At 74.7% G+C, this 14,379-nt stretch carries 15 protein-coding genes; 7 read left to right on the top strand and 8 right to left on the bottom strand.

The window, feature by feature from the left end; translation table 11 throughout:
- Positions 1–45 precede the first annotated feature (45 nt).
- Positions 46–987 (bottom strand): hypothetical protein, encoded by a 942-nt coding sequence (locus ACIQTO_RS11310; protein WP_402386063.1) that lies wholly within the window; start codon positions 985–987, stop codon positions 46–48.
- A gap of 214 nt (positions 988–1,201) precedes the next feature.
- Between ACIQTO_RS11310 and pip the strand changes: the two genes are divergently transcribed.
- Positions 1,202–2,161 (top strand): prolyl aminopeptidase, encoded by a 960-nt coding sequence (pip, locus tag ACIQTO_RS11305; RefSeq protein WP_402386060.1) that lies wholly within the window; start codon positions 1,202–1,204, stop codon positions 2,159–2,161.
- A gap of 111 nt (positions 2,162–2,272) precedes the next feature.
- Here the strand turns inward: pip and ACIQTO_RS11300 are convergent, their stop codons facing one another.
- From ACIQTO_RS11300 to ACIQTO_RS11285, 4 genes are all read right to left on the bottom strand, one after another.
- Positions 2,273–3,373 (bottom strand): FAD-dependent oxidoreductase, encoded by a 1,101-nt coding sequence (locus ACIQTO_RS11300; protein WP_402386058.1) that lies wholly within the window; start codon positions 3,371–3,373, stop codon positions 2,273–2,275.
- A 235-nt stretch (positions 3,374–3,608) separates the two neighbouring features.
- Positions 3,609–3,998: a roadblock/LC7 domain-containing protein gene (locus ACIQTO_RS11295; protein ID WP_402386056.1), complete on the bottom strand. Its 390-nt coding sequence runs from the start codon at positions 3,996–3,998 to the stop codon at positions 3,609–3,611.
- Positions 3,995–5,008, bottom strand: a complete 1,014-nt coding sequence (locus ACIQTO_RS11290; protein WP_402386054.1) for a hypothetical protein — start codon at positions 5,006–5,008, stop codon at positions 3,995–3,997. Before ACIQTO_RS11290 ends, ACIQTO_RS11295 begins: the two co-directional genes overlap by 4 nt.
- Positions 5,005–5,364, bottom strand: coding sequence for a hypothetical protein (locus ACIQTO_RS11285; RefSeq protein ID WP_402386051.1), 360 nt, complete (start codon positions 5,362–5,364; stop codon positions 5,005–5,007). Before ACIQTO_RS11285 ends, ACIQTO_RS11290 begins: the two co-directional genes overlap by 4 nt.
- Positions 5,365–5,507: 143 nt before the next feature.
- Here ACIQTO_RS11285 and ACIQTO_RS11280 point away from each other — a divergent pair, with 143 nt between their 5' ends.
- The 3 genes from ACIQTO_RS11280 (at position 5,508) to ACIQTO_RS11270 (ending at position 7,442) form a co-directional block, all read left to right on the top strand.
- Complete coding sequence (locus ACIQTO_RS11280) at positions 5,508–5,873, top strand: hypothetical protein (protein WP_402386048.1); 366 nt, start codon at positions 5,508–5,510, stop codon at positions 5,871–5,873.
- A 281-nt stretch (positions 5,874–6,154) separates the two neighbouring features.
- Positions 6,155–6,319 carry a hypothetical protein gene (locus tag ACIQTO_RS11275; RefSeq protein ID WP_402386046.1) on the top strand — a complete coding sequence of 55 codons (165 nt, stop codon included), beginning with the start codon at positions 6,155–6,157 and terminating at the stop codon, positions 6,317–6,319.
- Positions 6,320–6,527: 208 nt separating this feature from the next.
- Positions 6,528–7,442: a spherulation-specific family 4 protein gene (locus ACIQTO_RS11270; RefSeq protein WP_402386043.1), complete on the top strand. Its 915-nt coding sequence runs from the start codon at positions 6,528–6,530 to the stop codon at positions 7,440–7,442.
- Between the two features lie 26 nt (positions 7,443–7,468).
- Here the strand turns inward: ACIQTO_RS11270 and ACIQTO_RS11265 are convergent, their stop codons facing one another.
- The 3 genes from ACIQTO_RS11265 to ACIQTO_RS11255 all read right to left on the bottom strand — a co-directional run bounded on the left by ACIQTO_RS11265 (position 7,469) and on the right by ACIQTO_RS11255 (position 11,129).
- The gene (locus ACIQTO_RS11265) at positions 7,469–8,869 is read right to left on the bottom strand and encodes a glutamate-cysteine ligase family protein (protein ID WP_402386040.1); all 1,401 of its coding nucleotides are present in this window, start codon (positions 8,867–8,869) and stop codon (positions 7,469–7,471) included.
- Positions 8,866–10,392, bottom strand: a complete 1,527-nt coding sequence (locus ACIQTO_RS11260; protein WP_402386038.1) for a flavin monoamine oxidase family protein — start codon at positions 10,390–10,392, stop codon at positions 8,866–8,868. Before ACIQTO_RS11260 ends, ACIQTO_RS11265 begins: the two co-directional genes overlap by 4 nt.
- 269 nt (positions 10,393–10,661) lie before the next feature.
- Positions 10,662–11,129: a GNAT family N-acetyltransferase gene (locus ACIQTO_RS11255; RefSeq protein WP_402386035.1), complete on the bottom strand. Its 468-nt coding sequence runs from the start codon at positions 11,127–11,129 to the stop codon at positions 10,662–10,664.
- Positions 11,130–11,484: 355 nt separating this feature from the next.
- On the opposite strand from ACIQTO_RS11255, the gene ACIQTO_RS11250 reads away from it, so the two are divergent.
- The 3 genes from ACIQTO_RS11250 (at position 11,485) to ACIQTO_RS11240 (ending at position 14,271) form a co-directional block, all read left to right on the top strand.
- On the top strand, positions 11,485–11,787 hold the full coding sequence (locus tag ACIQTO_RS11250) for a putative quinol monooxygenase (RefSeq protein WP_402386032.1): 303 nt from the start codon (positions 11,485–11,487) through the stop codon (positions 11,785–11,787).
- Between the two features lie 833 nt (positions 11,788–12,620).
- Positions 12,621–13,784 (top strand): serine hydrolase domain-containing protein, encoded by a 1,164-nt coding sequence (locus tag ACIQTO_RS11245; RefSeq protein ID WP_402386029.1) that lies wholly within the window; start codon positions 12,621–12,623, stop codon positions 13,782–13,784.
- Between the two features lie 199 nt (positions 13,785–13,983).
- The gene (locus ACIQTO_RS11240) at positions 13,984–14,271 is read left to right on the top strand and encodes a hypothetical protein (RefSeq protein WP_402386026.1); all 288 of its coding nucleotides are present in this window, start codon (positions 13,984–13,986) and stop codon (positions 14,269–14,271) included.
- Positions 14,272–14,379: the final 108 nt, after the last annotated feature.

Here is a 14,379-nt window from a genome sequence, read left to right as displayed (position 1 = left end):
CCAGCGCACGCCCGCACGCCCTCCGGTGCGGTACCGGTACCGGGCTCAGTTCCAGGGGTTGGCCGACTGGTCGTCGATGGCGGTCCAGAAGCGCAGGCCGGTGGGCAGTGAGCCGTCGGCCCAGAAGGACCAGCCCTGGCCGTCGTGGAACTCGGCCATCCGCCAGCCGGGACCGAACCCGGTCGAGCAGATCTCGTCCGCGGCGGCCCGGCTGCTGAGCCGGGAGCCGGGCATCGGCGGGGTGGGCGCCACCTCGCCGCCGGCCCAGCCGTGGTAGCCGCCGGCGGGGATCCCGTCGGGGGCGGGGCGGCCGTCCCGGTTCAGGCAGAGCAGCGGGAGGGCCGTCTCCGGCGGGGTGTCGCCCGCGTAGGGGTTGCTCGCGCCGTCGTGGCCGACGTGGACCAGGTTGTCGGCGCGCCGTTCGAGCAGGGCCCAGGTCATTCCCGCGTGCCGGCCGGCGAACACGTCGAGGTAGGCCGCCGGGTCGATGTTCCACTGCTGGTACCCGCCGTCGTTGCACTCGTGCAGGTAGAGGAACCGGGGGCCGATGTTCAGCTTGTCGTTGTCCAGGCAGAGGCCGGTCGCCACGTTCCGCAACCGCAGCCCGCGCATGCCGTGCGCGGGCGGAGTGCCGGTGGTCTGGAACGGGCTCGCCTGCCACCGCTGGCTGTCGGCGCCGGCCGTGCACCCGGAGACCCCCACCCTCGCACCCGCGGTGATGCACAGCTTGGGCGCGGTACTCGCCTTGATCGTCACCACGCCCGGCAGACCGGCGACCGGCAGGAGCTGCCACTTGCCCGGCACGTTCGGGGGATCGCAGAGCATCAGGTCCACCCTGGGCAGGCCCCCGCCGGACGGGCACTGCGCGGTCTCCTGGTTGTACAGCAGCGTCGCGGGGCTGTCCGCCGAGGCGGTGACCGGCGCGAGCGCCACGGCGACCAGCGCGAGCACCATGGCCGTGACAAGTCGCTTGAGCAGCGCGGACACGAGGTTCTCCAGGAGTACGGACGGAGGTGGACGGAGAGGGTCCGCCGACGGACCGTTCGGGCACGGCGCGGACCGCTGTCAGCGTTCCAGGAGTGGATGATCCGCCGGTATCCCAGATTGCTGGGACCGGTCGCGCCGGTTCGCGGCCGGGCCCTCGAACCGGGTGCCCCGGGCGCGGAGTTCGGTCGTGACCGCTCTTGTACGATCGACGGTCATGGTTGACCTCTACCCTGCCACCAGTCCCTACGACAGCGGATTCCTCGACACCGGAGACGGCAACCGGGTCTACTACGAGCAGCTCGGCAACCCCGACGGCAAGCCCGCCCTGTCCGTCCACGGCGGCCCGGGCGCGGGCGCGTCGCGGCAGCCGATGCGGGCCTGGGACCCGGCGTGCTACCGCCTGGTCCGCTTCGACCAGCGCAACTGCGGTCGCAGCACCCCGCACGCCAGTGACCCGGCGGCCGACATGAGCCTGAACACCACGCGGCACCTGATCGACGACATGGAGCGGCTGCGTGAACACCTCGGCATCGAGCGGTGGTTGCTGGCCGGCGGCTCCTGGGGGGCGACACTGATCCTGGCCTATGCGCAGCAGCATCCCGAGCGGGTCAGCGAGATCTCCCTCCAGGCGGTGACGATGACCCGCCCCTCCGAGACGTACTGGCTCTACCGGGGCGCCGGGCGGTTCTACCCCGAGGCGTGGGACCGGTTCCGCGACGGCGTCCCCGCGGCCGAGCGGGACGGCGACCTGGTCGCGGCCTACGCGCGGTTGATGGAGCACCCCGACCGGGGGGTCCGGGCGAAGGCCGCCGCCGACTGGCTCGCCTGGGAGGACGCGGTCATCTCGAACGAGCCCAACGGCGTGCCCGGCATGTACAGCGACCGGGAGATCGACGCGCAGATCGCCTTCGTCCGGATCTGCGCCCACTTCTTCAGCAACGGCGCCTGGCTGGAGGAGGACCAACTGCTGCGCGACGCCCACAAGCTGGCCGGCATCCCGGGCGTGCTGGTGCACGGCCGGCACGACATGGGCAGCCCGGTGGAGTCGGCCTGGGCGTTGGCGAAGGCGTGGCCGGACGCGCGGCTGCAGATCTTCGAGGACTCCGGGCACGTCGGGAGCGAGGCGATGAAGGTGGCGGCCCGGGTGGCCATCGAGGGGTTCAAGAACCGGTGATCCCCGGGGGCCGCGAAGGCCCCCCGGACGCGCCCCCGCCGGTCCGGCCCGGCCGGCCGGTCCCGCCTGCCCCGCCGGCGCGCGGTCGGGCCGGCGGGACCGGGCGGTCCGTCAGCGCGCCCGGGCGGCGCCGAGGGCGAAGCGGCTCGCGGCCGGGCGGCCTTCGACCAGGTCCGCGGCGAGCTCGCCGAGCACCGGTGCGAACTTGAAGCCGTGTCCGGAGAACCCGGCCAGGACGGTCACCGGGCCGCGCCGGTCGATGACGAAGTCGTGGTCGGGGGTGGTGGTGTAGAGGCAGGTGCTGGCGGTCGGGGCGCCGTGGTCGACACCCGGCAGCCAGCGCCGCGCGTACTCCTGGACCTGCTCCACCGCGCCCGCGTCGGGGCGGTCCGCGCGGTGGTCGGGGTCGACGACCGGTCCGACGCCGTGGAAGCCGACCTTGACGCCGTCGGCGCTGCCGAGCCCGTAGACACCGGCGGCCGACGCCAGCCCCGCGCCGCCGTGGTGGATGAAGCTCGGCCAGTCCAACGGCGCGGCGGCCGGGAAGTGCACCGGTCGCTCCTCGGTCACCCGCATCGGCGGCAGGCCGGGCACGAGTTCCGACAGCACGCTCGGCGCCCACCCGCCGACCGCCACCACGACGTGCTGGGCGCGGATCACCTCCGCGCCGTCGGTCTCCAGCTCGACGCCCCGGTCGCGCACGGTGAGCCGGCCGACCCGGACGCCGTGCCGGACGACGGCTCCGTGCCCGCCGGCCGCGCGCTGGAACGCCGCCACGCAGTGGTCGGCGTGCAGCCGCCCGGCCTCGGGGTGGAACAGCGCGGAGGTGTCGGCCCGCAGTCCGGGCCACCGCTCGGCCACCTGCGCGGGGTCGAGCAGCTCGGCGGGCCGCCCGGCGGCGGTCAGCACCCCGTGCAGGGCCGAGGTCACGGCCGCCGGACCGTGGTCCACCGCGCCGGTGAGGGCCAGGAGTTCCGCGTCCGCCTCCCGCTCCAGCCGCCGCCAGAGCGGCAGCGCCCGGACGGCGAGGTCGACGTAGAAGGCCTCCGGGTAGGCCAGCCGGAAGATCCGCGAGCTGCCGTGCGAACTGCCCCGGTCGTGCCCCGGCCCGAACTGCTCCAGGAGCGTGACCCGGTGGCCCCGCGCGGCCAGCCGCCAGGCCGCCGAGGAGCCCATCACCCCGCCCCCGACGACAACGACATCACCGGTCATGCGTACTCCGTAAGGTATCGGGCGGCCCGGCGGGGCCCGCGTGGCCTCGGCGCCCCCTGGTGGGAGCGATCGCGCTCCCCGACCGCCGAAAGGGGCGCTCCGGTCGCGGTCAACGGAGGCTATCGTGGGCTGTCCGCCCGGTCGACACCCGTCCGGGCCCCGTCCGACGGCGGCCCGGCGCCGGTTGGAGGCGTGACCGGCGGTCGGCCCGCCGCCGGGGGTGTGCGGACGGGCGCTACAGAGCCGGCACCATCCCGAGCAGTTCGCCCAGCCGCTGGATCGTGGCGGGAGCCTCACGGTGCAGGCCGGCGATGTCCAGGCCCTCGTCACCGAGGATCATCAGCAGCGCCTGCTCGCCGATCGCCAGCACCACGACGTAGCCGCCGTTGCAGCGGGTGACCACGTCGCGCAGGCCGCCCAGGCCGACCTCGGCGGCGGTGCGCCGGCCGAGCCCGAGCATGGCGGCGGACAGGGCGGAGGCCGACTCGGGGTGGACGGCGGCCGTGTCGGCGGCCACCAGCAGGCCGTCGGCGGTCGAGATGACACTCTCGGAGATGCCCATGACCCGGTCACGGAGGGACTTCAACTCGTCGACGAGTGCTGCGGGTGACGTCTGGCTGCTCATGGTGCGCTCTTCTCGGTCTCTTCGGTCGTCTCGGTGCGCTCGGCGCGGTGATCGTTCGGGGGGTCGTCGGAAGCGGCGGCCGGGCCCTCGGGCCGGCCGGGCGGCGCGGTGAGGTGGTGCGGCGCGGTGAGGTCGGTCGGCGCGGCGGGACCGCCCCGGCCCTCGGGGCCGCGCCGACCGGGTGTCCGGCGCGGCAGCGGTCCGGCGGGAGCCGGTGGCGGGCCGGTGTGCGGCGCGCGCGGCGCCACGCTCGGCACCGCGGCGGCCGGGTGTGCCGGCTCGCGGTGGAGCAACTGCCGGGCGTCCATCCGGACCAGGTCGAGCAGCACCGCGAACAGTCCTCGCCCGAGGGTGAACCCGATGTCGCGCGCGGTGCGCCGGCCGGTGGCGGCGAGCAGGATGTCCCGGTAGCGGCCCGGGATCCGCGGCGCCTTCGACTCGGCCTGTGCGGCGGGGCGGATCCGGCGGCGGGCCAGTTCGCCGGGCGGGCCCCAGAGGTCGGTCACCAGGGCCACCCGTCGGGCGGTCTCCTCGAACAGCCGCCGCGGTTCGATCCCGGGGCGCAGCGCGATGGGTGCGGGGGCGGCCGCCTCGGCCACCTCCCACCTGCCGGGCGGGCTCAGCACCAGCGCGAAGGCGCCGTCGAAGACGGCGGCGGCGCACACGGTTTCGAGCTCGGCGGCGCCGATCGACCCCTGGGCCACCAACGCCGCACCGAGGTCGCCGGCGCGCGGCCCGGGGGCGGCGGCCGCGGTCGTCCCGGCGGTGGCCCAGTCCGCCTCGCCGACGCGCCGGGACTTCAGCAGCAGGGTCTCGACGGCCGGGGCACCGGGGGTGTCGATCGCCGTCACCAGCCCCTGTTCCAGGTGGATCGTGCCACCCGGCGCGCTGGAGACGATGACCGAGCCGGTGAACCCGTCCTGGCGCAGGGTCAGCAGCAGGGCCGGCACATTGCGTACGGCGGTCGGCGCCGGCCTGGTCGGCTCCGGGGCCCGGGAGCGGTCCGTCATGCCAGCAGGCCCCTCGCGCGGTCGGCGCTCTGGCGGATCGCCAGCGCCAGGTTGGTCCGCTCGCGGTCCAGCACGGTGGCCAGCAACAGGGGGTCGCCCTGCCGGGGCACCACCTGGACGACGTGGTGATGGCGGGTGCTGGTGACCACCAGGCTCTCCAACTCGCCCTCCGCTCCCGCCTCGCACAGCCGCTCGCTGATCAGATTGGTCAGCTCGGCGAGTTCGGCGCCGGTTCCGAGCAGTCGGTGCTCCCCGGCGGACCGGTGGTCGAGGCCCGTGACGGCGTCGACCAGAGCGGCGCCGACCACTCCGGGGGAGTCGAGCACATCGGAGAGGGAAGCTTCGAGCGCGTGCACCAGTACCCCTTCACATTCTGAACCGCTGGCAGCGTACTTTATTTCACCATTTCCGTGCGGTGACCACACCTCATGACCTTCTTGCTACTTTGTTCCTGCACACGGGGGTTCCGCCCGGATGGCACGCAAAGGACGAACAGTTCATGAACATTGACAGCGCGCTCACGGACGCGATGGGTATCGAGGGTGCCATCGGGGTGGCCCTGGTCGACTACGAGAGCGGTATGGCGCTCGGCTTTCAGGGCGGGAGCCAGCAACTCGACCTGGAGATCGCGGCGGCCAGCAACACCGAGGTCGTCCGCGCGAAGATGCGGGCCATGGCCGCGCTGTCGATCGACGACGTGATCGAGGACATCCTGATCACGCTTGGCGGCCAGTACCACCTGATCCGGCCGCTGGCGGGCGCCCGCGGCTCCCTCTTCCTGTACCTGGCGCTGGACCGCTCGCGGGCCAACCTGGCGCTCGCCCGGCACGGCCTCAAGCGCATCGAGGCCGGCCTGGACGTCTAGTCCCCGCCGGGGGCGGGCGCCCCGTCCGGGGAAGTCCGGCGGACTGTGCGCCGCCCGGCAATTGCCGGGCGGAATGAAGACGAAGCGTGATGAACCGACTACCGCGACCGGCCCGTGAAAGAGGGGGCGGGATGTCATGGACAAGCTCCGGCCGCGAAATTGCGTGACATTCCGATGACAGGGCGTCATATTCGCCCGTTGTTCCGGCACGAAGCCGTAACCCCGGAACGCGGGGCGCACCGGAAATCGGAGCGCCGAATAGCACGCACGGTGTTTCCGCGGTGACGCAGGATCAGCGGCGGCGCGCGTTGCCGGTGTGCGCGTCGCCGGTGCGCGCGGCGCGCGTCCGGCAGGGCGTCCGCGCACACGTGATCCACCACTTCGGCGCCGAGAGCGACGCCGCCGCCCTCGCCGCCGCGCTGGACTCCGCCTCGCCCGTTCACTGACGGACCGTCAGTGGGGGCGAAGCTCCGCGCGTTCTTCCGAAGTTGGCCACCTCGGCGGCGGCGGCCCGGTAGGAATGGGGGCGTTCGGCCCGCCCGGGCCGGGCGGCGGGGGAGGCCGGGTGCGGAGACGGCCGTGCCCGGGCGCCGCGGGGCTGTCGCCCCCGCGCCTCCCTCCCGCCGACTCCCCGCTCTCGGATCGAGGGACACCATGCGTTCGTTCACCAGGACCCTGCCCGTCCTGCTGGCCGGCGCGGCACTGACCGCCGCTGCCGTGACGCCCACCGCGACGGCGTCGACCGGCGGGGCCGCCGCGGTGACCGGCGACAGACCGCGGGGTCTGGAGGTCGCCGTCCCGGCCTATGCCCTACCGGGCGATCCGATGCTGGCCGGCCTGTCGGCCGCCCACCCGGCGCCGTCGATCGTGATTCTCAACCCCTACAACGGCTACGCCCCGTTCGACGCCACCTGGCAGGCACAGGCCGACGCCCTGCGGGCCGGTGTCACCGCCCACGGCGGCCGCACCCGGGTCCTGGGCTACGTCGACACGGCCCACGGCACGATCCCGCAGGCCACCGTCCGGGCGACGGTGGACAACTACCTCAGGACCGCCGACCACCGGCTGCACGTCGACGGCATCTTCTTCGACCAGACCCAGCGGGACTGCGGGGCGGGCAACGCCGCCCGGGACTACTACGCGAACCTGCGCGCCTACGTCCAGGAGACCGTCTACGCGGTGTCACCGCAGGCCCCGGACCTGGTCGTGGACAACCCGGGCACCGCGGTCGCCGACTGCTACCTGGAACCGGGCCACCGCACGGCCGACGTCTTCGTGACCTTCGAGGGCAGCCACGCCGACTACGCCGGCGGCTGGCTGGGCGGCAACGTCTTCAACTACACCGCCGGCTACTACTCCGGCGCGACCCTGGATCCGAGCGGGACGGCCTTCTGGCACCTGGTGTACGACACCCCGGACACCGCCGCCATGCGCGCCACCCTGGACACCGCCTTCATCCGCGGCGCCGGCTACGTCTACGCCACCGACGACGCGCTGGACGTCCCCTGGGACGCCACCCCGGGGTGGGGCTTCGGCACCGAGACCGCCTACGCGGCCGCCAAGGGCTGACGGGGCACCCGGTCGGTCGCCGCCCGTCAGGCCGGGATCCGATAGGCGGCGACGTACCGCCGCGGGTCGCCCCGCAGGTCGGTCTCCCAGCGGGCGAGGCACTGCTCGGCGAAGGTGCGGCCGGTCGCGAGGATCTCGTCCAGCGGTTCCAGGTGGTCGAGTACCCCGGGGGGTTCGAGCCCGTCCTGGATCCGGGCGGTGAGGCCCGCGCGGGCCAGCCGGAGCAGTTCGGCGGCGGGTTCGCCGACCGGCGATCCGCCGAGACGCGCGCGCAGGCCCTCGTGCGGGAGGCTGTCCAGGAGGGCCTGGTACTCGGCGGCGGTGTGGTGGCGCAGCAACTGCCAGGCGGCCCGGCAGGACGGCGGGTGGTAGCCGAGCCCGACCCACAGGGCGGCCAGGGCGGGGATGCCGCGGTGGGGCGGTCCGTCGGCGCTGCGCAGTTCGAATGTGCGGCGGACCCGGACGTCCGTCCAGATCTGCGAGAGGTGGGAGTCCCAGTGGGCGGCGGTCGGCGCCGAGCCGTCGTCGAAGCCGTCGGCCAGCAGCTCGGCGAACGGCCGGTCCGGGGCGAGCCGGTAGCGGCCGTCCGCCGTCCGGTAGTAGATCATCGGGATCCGCAGCGCCCAGTCGACGATGTCGTCCACGCTCACGTCCGGGCGCAGTGCCGGGCGCAGGAGGCCGCAGCGCCGAGGGTCCATCCGCAGCCACCCGTACGAGCGGTGCGACAGCATCCCGTTCGAACGGCCGTCGGAGATGGGTGAGTTGACGAGCAGGGCGGCCACCACCGGGGCGGCCGCGACGAGCATCCTGAGCTTGTGGGTGAAGTCCTCGGCCGAGAGGTGGTCCAGATGCACCTGGGTGGAGAGCGACATCGACATGATGGTGGTGGCCCGGGCGGCGGGCTCGCCGGTGCGGGCGAAGAAGTCCCGCATGACGGCGCCCCGGCTCATCGGGACCCAGGGGACGGTGTCCAGCCGCTCGAAGGGGAGTTGGGCGCCCGGCAGCAGCGCCAGACCGAACCGGTCGGCCAGGGCCGCCAGCCGGCGCAGCGCCGCCTCGGCGTCGGAGACGGCCCGGCCCAGGCCGACGACCGGGGCGGAGGAGTACTCCAGCTGGCCGCCGTGCTCCAGGCTGAGCCCGCTGCCGTCGGGCAGGACGACGCCGGTCAGCGTGCCGGCGTCGGTGCGGGGCTCGCCGCCCCACTCGGCGAGCGCCGTCGCCAGGACGGACCGGACGCCGCGGGGCCCCTCGTACCGGGCGGCGCGGCCGGTCCCCGGGTCGACCAGGCCGGTCTCGATCTCCAGCCCGACGCGTTCGACGGGCGTGGCGGCGCGGGCGAAGGGGGCCCGCAGGGCCGCGCCGTCCAGCGCGGGTGGCCCGGGGGCGGGCGGGCCGGGGCGGTCGCCCCGGGCGGGCGCGCCGGTCACGCCGCCCTCGCGGTGGCGGCGAGCGCGACCTGGCTGCCGCGGTCGAGCAGCCGGCCGACCGCCGTGAGGGCGGACTGCGCGGCGCCCTGGCACCAGGCGTGCGCGCCGGACAGGTGCTCGCCGGCGAAGTAGAGCCGGGGGTCGTCCAGCGGATGCGGGTCGCCGAGCACGCCCAGGTGGCGCAGGTGCTCGCCGGGCGCGAGATGCGCGAACGCGCCGCCCACACCGGCCTGTTCGTCCCAGTTCCAGTGCACGATGTCGTCCACGTCGGCGCGGATCCCGGGGTGCAGCTGCTCCAGGCAGTCCAGGACCAGCCGGTCGCGGTCGGCCGGCGCCAGGGCGGTGAAGCGGCGCGCGTTGGCGCCCCAGAGGTAGGCGCCGAGCAGGGCCGCCGGCTCTTCGGAACGCCGCCGGTCCCGGGCCACCCAGTGCGGGCCGCCGCCGTCGATCCGGTGCGTCGCCGGCCGGGCGTTGTCCGAGGGGTACCAGCACTGCTGGATCGGCAGGTCGGTGAAACTGCCGCCGCCGAAGATCCCGTCCTGCGACTCCCACCGGCGGCGGGTCAGGTGCAGCAGGGTCTTGGCGCTGCTGGCGTAGCTGATGCCGCGGATGGCGTGGCGCTGCGGGTTCGGCAGCCCGGGCCGGACGGTGATCCGTTCGAGCACGGGGGCCGGGACGCAGCACACCGCGAAGTCGGCGTGGTCGGTGAACGGCCGGTCCAGCCGGGTTCCGCGGACCGTCACCCCGGTCGCCGTCACCGCCAGCTCGTCGACCCGGGTGGACAACCGGAGGGTACCGGGCGGCAGTTCGCGGACGAAGGCGCGGATCAGGGCGTCCGTCCCGTCGACGAGCTCCAGCTGGCCGGCGTGGAACAGGCCGAAGTAGTCGACCAGCACCTCCAGCAGGGAGGACTGCTCGTAGTGGGTCAGCCCGGTGGCGTGCCCGACGAAGTCCCAGGCCTCCTGGGAGAGGTGCTTGCTGACGAACTGCCAGAGCGACGTCGAGATCAGCTGTTCGAGCGCGGGGTCGTCCCAGTGGCCGCGCAGCACGCGCAGTTGCCGGGCGACGCCGAGCTGGGCCCAGACGGTGCCGAGCAGCCGGTCGAGCTGTCCGGTCGGCGGCTGTTCCTCGGTGGGGCGCAGCGCGAACGCGGGGAAGAGCGCACGGGCGTCGCGCATCCTGCTCCGGCGGCCGCGCAGGTGGTAGAGGGCGGCCGGGTTGTGGTTGACGAACGGGCGGGTGGCGAGGCCGAACCGCCGCACGTAGTGCAGCACGCAGTGGTGGTTGGCGGGGATGCGCATCGCGCCGAGGTCCGCGTGGGTGCCGTCCCAGAACCGGTGGGTCCGGACCCGGCCGCCCGGCCGGCTGGAGCCCTCGTACAGGGCGACGTCGAAGCCGCGGCTGTGCAGTTCGTAGGCGCAGACCAGGCCCGCGACGCCGGCGCCGACCACGGCGACCCGGTGGCGGGCGTGGGCCGTGCGGCCCAGCAGGTGGTGCGGATACGCGAAGCTCTCGTCGAACATCGGCACCTCTCGGCTGCGGCGTGGTCGCGGACACGCCTCAGCCTGGGACAGGCCGCCGGTGCGGGCCACCCGGGGCGCTCACCCGGCGTGACGGCCCCGGGCGCGGCGCGCGGCGCTGCCGGGCGCTCCTGCGGGACGGCGGCGTCCGGCGGCCGTCCGCCGTTCGAGGGAGGCGCCGTGCGGCGGGGGTGCCGGAACGGTGGCGGAAGGCGTCGTTCGTGTACCGCGACCGACCGGCCGGACCCCGCCGGCCCGCGCCGCGGCGGGTGTCACCCCCACCCCCGGTCGCCGGGCCGCAGGGTCATGTAGCCGTCCACGGGTCCGAAGCCGAGATCGCGGTAGAGCGGGGCGCCGGCCTCGGTGGCGCGCAGCTCGATGGAGCCGCAGCCGACGTCCCGGAGCGCCTCGACCAGGGCCGTGGTGACGGCACGGGCGTGGCCGCGCCGCCGGTGCGCGGGGTCCGTGGCCACCGTGTGGATCCGGCCCCACCGGCCGGTGGGGTAGGCCGGGCCGAGGTAGCCGCGGTAGACGATGCCGATGGCGCAGGCGGCGAGCCCGCCGTCGGCGGGCACGACGAAGGCGAGCAGGTGCGGGTCGCCGCCGAGCCGGGCGCGCATGTCGTCGCGGAACGTCGAGCGCCACTCGTCGGTGAGCTCGGCGCCGTCCAGGACGGCGACGCGCAGGCGGAGGAGTTCGTCGGCGTCCTCGGGCCGGGCGGGGCGGGGCGTGGCGGTCATCGGGCGCTCTCCTTCGCGTCGGGTGGTGAGGAGTCGGTGGTTCGCGTCGGGTGGTGAGGAGCCGCGGAGCCGGTGGCACGGACGGCGCGCCGGCACCGGACCCCCGCGCGCGCGGGACGGGGCGTCGGCGTCCCGCGTGGAATCGTGCCCGGTCGGGGTGATCGGCACGCCTTCGGGGCGGTGTTCACGGCCGCCCCGGACCGGCGGGCGGGCGGCCGGGGCGGCGCGGCCGAGGAGGTGAACGGCGGCCTCGTCCGGTGCCGGGGTGCCGGAGCGCGGCGGGCGGTCGTGCTACGGGTTGCTCCACCGCCGCGGACGCGCGCGGTCACTCGGACGTGATCGGAGAACAGCGGATATGCCATCGAACAACGGCCTGTTGGTGCGTATCGAAGCGCGGGCGGAGCACGCGGAGGAGGTGGCGGCACTCCTGACCGGGGCGCTGGACGCGGCCCGCGCCGAGGAGGGGACGGTGACCTGGTTCGCCTTCCGGGAGGGTCCCACGGTGTTCGGGATCTTCGACACCTTCGCCGACGAGGCCGGCCGGGTCGCGCACCTGGAGGGCCCGATCGCCGCCGCGCTCATGGAGGTCGTCCCGAGGCTGCTGGCGAGCGAGCCGAGCATCCGCGTCGTCGACATCCTGGCCGCGAAGCCCGCCTGAGCGAGGCTTGTGCCGCCTCCGGTCCCGGGATGCCCGGGACCGGAGGGCAGGCAGCCCCCGCCCGGCCTCCGGGCGGGGGCGGTCGGCGGCGGGCCGCCGGCACCGTTCCCGGGCCGCCGGTACCCCGTCCGACGGCCGGGGCAACATATACCGTGAATTCCTGCCGCTTCTCCCGCCGTTCGACATTTCTCGGTCGACCGCAGAACGTCACGGGCCAAGGGGACAGAAAGCCGGCCGACTGCCTCGCGGAACCGGTTGAACGCCCGAGTGTCGGACCTGTCGGTCCGCTGTCGAGCCTCCTCCGTTTCCTGGTGTGGAAGCCGCTCACCAGGTGTGATGTCGGAATGTGGGGGCGCTTCGAATCCCGCGCGGGTGGCCGGAGATCTGTCCTGTTTCTCGGTGTCCGTAGCTGATGGCGTGCCGCTTGAATCTCATTCGCACAGCAGTTGGCCAAGGAAGAGAATCGGAGTGGAAACCATGCGATTTCGTGCAGTGGCCGCCGTCCCGGTGCTCACTGCTCTCGCCCTCCTCGGGATGGCTCCGGCCGCGCAGGCGGCCGGCCCGTCCGCTCCCGCGGCGGGCGAAGGCGGCACGATCGGCCGGTGGCCCGGCGAACGGGCGCCGGACGTGACAGCGGCTGACCGAGGGCGGGCTCCGGACGCGGAAGGGTCCGGAGCCCGCCCTCGGGCTGCTCCGATCGGTCGCGGGGGTGTTGCCCCGGCCGGGTGACGGCTCCGGCCGGTCGGCGGTGGCCCGGCCGCGGCAGGTGATGCGGTGGGGCGCGGGCGGTGCCGTACCGCCCCATCCACCGGCACCGCCCCCAGGAGCTCTCCATGCCGCTGACGCGTCCGCGCCTCCGCCCGCTGCTCGCCGTGCTGACGGCCGCCTCGGTGCTGACCCTGGCGCCCGGCCCCGTCTCCGCCCAGGCCGGCCAGGCGTACGACGAGGCCCGGCTGCAACGGCGTCTGGAGGAGCTGGTCGCCCGGGCGGACGGCCCGCCCGGGGTCATCGTGGTGCTCCGGCACGGTTCGCGCCGGGAGGTGCTGCGGGCGGGGGTGGCCGAGGTGGGGAGCGGCCGGCCCCCGCAGCCGACCGACCACATGCGCGTCGCCAGCGTGGCCAAGGCCTTCAGCGGAGCCGTGGCGCTCGGCCTGGTCGACCAGGGGCTGCTCGGTCTGGACGACACCCTGGCCCAGCGTCTTCCGGAGCTTCCCGCCGCCTGGGGAGCGGTGACGCTGCGGCAGTTGCTCAACCACACCAGCGGGCTGCCGGACTACAGCGGGTCCCGGGAGTTCCGCGCGATCCTCCAGGCCGACCCGCACCACCGGTTCGACCCGCACTGCCTGCTCGACTTCGTCGCCGGCGAGGCGCTGGAGTTCACCCCGGGCTCCCGCTACGCGTACTCCAACTCGGACAACATCGCGGTCGCCCTGATGGCCGAGGCCGCCTCCGGCCACCGCTACGAGGACCTGCTGCGCACGGAGGTCTACCGTCCGCTCGGGCTGCGGGAGACCAGTCTCCCGTCGGGCTACCGCCTGCCCCGGCCCTACCTGCACGGTTACGCCGTCCGGCCGCCCGCCGCGCCCGAGGACGTCAGCACGCAGTTCGGCGCCTCCGGTGCCTGGGCCTCCGGCGGGATCGTCTCCACCCCGGACGACCTGGCACGGTTCATCGGCAGGTACGCCGGCGGCCGGCTGATCGGGCCCGCCGTCCGCCGGCAGCAGCTCACCTTCGTCGACGGCGCCTCCGAGCCCGCCGGGCCCGGCCGCAACGAAGCCGGGCTGGCGGTCTTCCGCTACACGACCCGGTGCGGCGTGGTCTACGGCCACACCGGCAACACGGCCGGCTACACCCAGCTGGCGGTCGGCACCCCCGACGGCAGCCGTTCACTGGCCTTCTCGGTCACCTCGCAGGTGAACCAGAGCGGCACCCCGGACCTGCTGGCCGAACTCCGGCGGGTCCAGGAGGACTTCGTCTGCGCGTTGCTGGCGGACTGAGACGACGGCCCGGCCCGTACCCCGCCCGTCCGGCGCGGCCCGGAGTCCCGCACCGGCTCGCTCGGGCTCGCCCCGGGCGGCCGGTGGACCTCGGGGCGGTGGTGCCCGGGTGTGACCCGGTGTGACCCCGGTTGCAGGGCGGGTCCACGCGCGGAAGCCTGGAACTGCGGGGCCGTACACGATTGCGGGGTGATCGGCCATGGCGAAGTTCATGCCCAGGTACGAGGAGGACGACCACCGGATCGAGTTCTGGGAGGTCGAGTTCACCAAGGAGGACTGGGACGAGTTCCACAAGGCGCCGCGCGCGTTCCTCAAGCGCATCACCGAGGCCGAGGGACGGGAGGTCAACCGCCTCCTCGTCGACGCGTCGCTGTTGGAGGTCGCTCCCGACGGCAGCATCTGCCACGGGCACATCACGAGTTTCCACATCAGGACGGGACCGGAGCGCTCGACCGCCGGTTACAGCTGCTCGGGCCTCTGGGAGTAGCTCCGGGCGTCCGTCCGGGGCGAAGGGCGAAGGGGGCGGCACCCGGTGCCCCCCTTCGGCCGGTCAGTGCGGCCGCAGATCGTCGAAGACCACGGCGGAGATCCCTTC

The sequence above is a fragment of the Kitasatospora sp. NPDC091207 genome (assembly GCF_044768625.1).
Taxonomy (GTDB): domain Bacteria; phylum Actinomycetota; class Actinomycetes; order Streptomycetales; family Streptomycetaceae; genus Kitasatospora.
This window is presented reverse-complemented; position numbering and strand designations above follow the sequence as displayed.